This is a genomic window from Nocardiopsis sp. TNDT3, from assembly GCF_003427465.1.
Taxonomy (GTDB): Bacteria; Actinomycetota; Actinomycetes; order Streptosporangiales; family Streptosporangiaceae; genus Nocardiopsis; species Nocardiopsis dassonvillei.
On sequence record NZ_QPFC01000561.1, the window covers coordinates 1 to 2,624 of the forward strand.

Annotated in this window: 3 protein-coding genes; 2 read left to right on the forward strand and 1 reads right to left on the reverse strand. The window is 76.8% G+C overall.

The features are described 5' to 3' along the window. Both DQW06_RS14440 and DQW06_RS14445 read left to right on the forward strand, forming a co-directional pair. Nucleotides 1-1,302 (forward strand): hypothetical protein (locus DQW06_RS14440; RefSeq protein WP_117198646.1); only part of this gene is annotated, 1,302 nt, incomplete at its 5' end. A 269-nt stretch (nt 1,303-1,571) separates the two neighbouring features. Further along, nucleotides 1,572-1,799, forward strand: coding sequence for a hypothetical protein (locus tag DQW06_RS14445; protein WP_013153558.1), 228 nt, complete (start codon nt 1,572-1,574; stop codon nt 1,797-1,799). A 30-nt stretch (nt 1,800-1,829) separates the two neighbouring features. On the opposite strand, the gene DQW06_RS14450 is transcribed toward DQW06_RS14445, so the two are convergent. Next, complete coding sequence (locus DQW06_RS14450; protein ID WP_041553152.1) at nt 1,830-2,408, reverse strand: TetR/AcrR family transcriptional regulator; 579 nt, start codon at nt 2,406-2,408, stop codon at nt 1,830-1,832. Between the last annotated feature and the right edge of the window lie 216 nt (nt 2,409-2,624).

Genomic DNA, 2,624 nt, shown 5'->3' on the forward strand with positions numbered 1-2,624 from the left:
CGGGGCCCGATCGTGGAACGGCGCGCGCTGGCCGCCGTCGCGGTCCTGGCCGGGCTGGCCCTGGTCGCGCTGTCCCTGGGCACCGCCAGGACGGTCGCGCCCGTGCTGTCCCCGGGCCCGGCGCCGGTGGCCCTGGCCGACGCCCCCGACGAGGGGGTCTGGCGCGAGCGCTTCCGGCTGGACCTGACCGCCTGGCACCCGCGGGGCGACGCGGTCGGCGACGAACAGCTGGTCCAGCGGGCCCTGCGCGCGTGGTCGGCGCACAGCGCCGAGGGCGGCGCGGGTCCGCTGCGGGGCCGGACGGCGCAGGCCGCGGGCGGCGGCGCGGTCCCGGCGCCGCGCGCGCCCCGCCTGGTGTTCGCGGGCGAGGTGGCCGGGGACGAGGTGGTGCTCCTGCACGACGCCCCGTGGGTGGCGCGCTACACCGACGACGGCTCGCACGAGCGGGTGGAGGTGTTCGGCGAACCCGGCAACGGGGTGGCCGACTGGCCCGCCCTGCGCCTGGCAGACACCGCTGAGGGCACCCGTTACCTGCTGCCGCCGTGGGTGACCGAGGCCGCCTCCGCTCCGCTGGGCGGGCAGGACCCGGACTGGACGGACCTGGCGCACGAGGACGGCGTGACCGGGCCCGTGCCGACCGGGGAGCGGTGCGGCGTGGGACCGGCGCTGCGCCTGCGCGCGCCGGAGGTGGCGCACGGGCAGCCCTACACCGCCGTCGACCTGGGCGGTCTGGACACCGCCCACCTGGGGTACATGCCGCCCCCGCCCGGGGAGATCCGTCGCCTGGGCCCGCACGAGGTGCTCGACTCCGACAGCGGCTTCGGGCTGTGGGGGTTGGCGGCCTGCGCCGGGGAGCCGCCCGCCGAACCGGTCCGCACGGCCACGGTCTGGGAGTTCGCCCGTCAGGAACTGCCCGGCGGCGGCACCGGCCGGTGGGTGTGCGTGCGCTACGGTGCCCACGACGGCGGCGGCCTGGCCCGCGCCGTGCTGGTGGCCGACACAGACGGGGGCACCGACACCGTGGTCGCGGGCGAGCGCGAGGGCGGCTGGGAGTGCAGCAACCTCGACCGGCAGGTGGCGGCGGGCGCCTGGTGGCAGGACGGGGACGGCCGGTGGCACTACCTGGCGGCGGCCTCCCGGGAGGCGGACCGGATCAGCGTGCGGGGCGCCGCCAGCGGCAGCGCGGAGGGCGGCGAGGCCCTCGCCGTGGAGGGGCCCGAGGGCGGGGAGCCGCCCGCCGGGGAGGTCGGACTCGTCGCCGTGGACGTGCGCGGGGAGGAGATGACCGTGCTCGCCCGCTGAGCCGCCGGGGCCCCGGGGCCGGCCCAGTCGCGCGCCCGGCCGCCGCGCCGCCGCCCGCGGCCCGGGGAATCCACCGCCGCGCGGCGGTGGCCGGTTCCGGCCAGCACGCGTGTGCGCGGGCGCCGGAATACCCCGGGCCGCCCGGTGGTATCACTGGTCTGGACTCCCCCGCGCAGACCGGAGCCGACTACCGAAGCGCGACAGGGCCGGGGTTTCCCGGCCCTGGGAACAGTGGACTGCCCGGCCCCGGCCGTAGTGAGGTGTGACCTATGTCGATCTGGTCCCGCGGTGACCGTACCGGAAGGGTCGAGGAAGCCCTTCTGATGCTGGAGGGGCAGGGGATCATCGACGGCCTGGAAATCCTTCCGAGCGAGGCCAAGCCCTACCGCGTGCTCGTGCCCGCGGGCCTGGTCCACATGGACGAGGACGAGGCGTCGATGTTCGCGCTGGGCGCGGTCGTGGGGGCGTTCGGCGCCATAGCCCGCCAGCACGCCTGAGGCCGGGGCCGGCCCCGCCCGGGCCCGGCGCTACCGGGCGGCCTCCGTGCGGCCCATGGTGCGCAGTACCGCGTCCAGGAGCAGGTCCCGGACCATCGCGCGGTGCTCCTCGGTGTGCGCCGCGGTCAGCTCGTTGTTGAACGTGGACAGGCACAGGCCCACCACCATCTCGGCGAGCGGGCGCGCGGGGCGGCCGTCCTCGGGCAGCTCCTCCACGAAGCGGGCGATCTCCAGCGCCTCGCGCACGGCCTCCACCCACGGTTCGGTGCGCTCGCGCCACCAGTCGCGCTGCGGCCCGGGCTCGGAGCCCAGGCCGGAGGCGGCGGCGAGCAGCCCGCCCGACTCCAGCCACAGTCCCGTCCAGGCGTCCACGACGCGGCCCATGTACCCGTCGATGGTCTCCATGCGGCCGAAGGTGAGGTCGAGCCGGGAGGCGAACGCGGCCAGCCGCACGTCCACGGCGGCCTGGAGCACCTGGTTCTTGTGGTTGTAGTACCGGTAGACGGTGGAGCGGTCGATGTCCACGCCCTCGGTGATCTCCTTGTAGGTGATCTGGCTGAAGGGTTTGGCGCGCAGCAGCTCGACCAGGCTGTTCTGCAACTGGAGCATGCGCTGCGCGGCGCGCGGGCTGCCGCTCGTGCTCCGCCCCGCCTCCCTCGGCGCCGCCGTGCCCGACCCGTGCTCCGCCATCTGTCCCCACAGCCCTCGTCGACCGAACCTCCCCCAGCTTGCCGCACCGGGGAGGCTTTCTCCAACACGGCGTTGGGGAGGTCGGACACGTGGTCGCGCGCGGTGCCGCCCCGTGCGGGCGGGGCGGGCGGCGGG

What these genes read in the sequence shown, in the direction of transcription:
- DQW06_RS14445 (WP_013153558.1), top strand. Translation starts at nt 1,572, where the DNA reads ATGTCGATCTGGTCCCGCGGTGACCGTACCGGAAGGGTCGAGGAAGCC.
- DQW06_RS14450 (WP_041553152.1), bottom strand. Translation starts at nt 2,408, where the DNA reads ATGCTCCAGTTGCAGAACAGCCTGGTCGAGCTGCTGCGCGCCAAACCC.